The sequence below is a fragment of the Massilia sp. CT11-108 genome (assembly GCF_047302915.1).
In the GTDB taxonomy this organism is placed as follows: domain Bacteria; phylum Pseudomonadota; class Gammaproteobacteria; order Burkholderiales; family Burkholderiaceae_D; genus Telluria; species Telluria orientalis.
This window is the reverse complement of record NZ_JBKYMO010001117.1, coordinates 1-690: the sequence shown is the minus strand read 5'-3', so window position 1 is coordinate 690 and position 690 is coordinate 1. Positions and strand designations below refer to the sequence as shown.

1 protein-coding gene is annotated in these 690 nt (G+C 70.1%); it reads left to right on the top strand.

Annotated features, from left to right (window positions below; genetic code table 11):
• Window positions 1-604 (top strand): YgfZ/GcvT domain-containing protein (locus ACEN88_RS33485; RefSeq protein WP_413346644.1); only part of this gene is annotated, 604 nt, incomplete at its 5' end.
• Window positions 605-690 lie beyond the last annotated feature (86 nt).

The following is a 690-nucleotide window of genomic DNA, read 5'->3' as shown; positions in this document are numbered from 1 at the left end:
CCGTGCCCGTGCCGGCACCCTGCCCGACGCACCGTACGCGAAAGTCGACGGCGAGGCCGGCACCGTGATCCGCCTGACGGACGCATTCGGCCAGCCGCGCTACCTGTGGCTGACGACGCCTGACAGCGCGATCGCCGCGCTGGCCGCATGGAAGGACACGCTCGCGCTGGGCGGCAACGCGGCCTGGCAACTGGCGGCCATCCACGCCGGCGTGCCGCAGATCGGCCCCGGCACGCAGGAACAGTTCGTGCCGCAGATGGTCAACTACGAACTGCTCGGCGGCGTCAATTTCAAGAAGGGCTGCTATCCGGGCCAGGAAATCGTCGCCCGCAGCCAGTATCTCGGCAAGCTGAAACGCCGCATGGCGCTGGCCACGCTCGCCAATGCGGCCGCGCGTCCGGGCGACGAAGTGTATTCCGTCGCCGACCCGGACCAGCCGTCCGGCATGATCGTCAACGCGGCGCCGAACGGCGCCGGCGGGGCCGATGTCCTCGTCGAGATCAAGCTCGCGGCGCTGGACGGCGAGGTGCGCCACGGCTCCGCCGGCGGCACGAAGCTGGATTTCCTGCCGCTGCCGTACGCCCTCGACGCACTCGACGTTTGACGCACATGATCGACCTGTACGTCTATTACAAGGTGCGCGACGTCGACGCCGCCGCGCTCGCGCCGCGCGTGCGCGCGCTGCAGGCT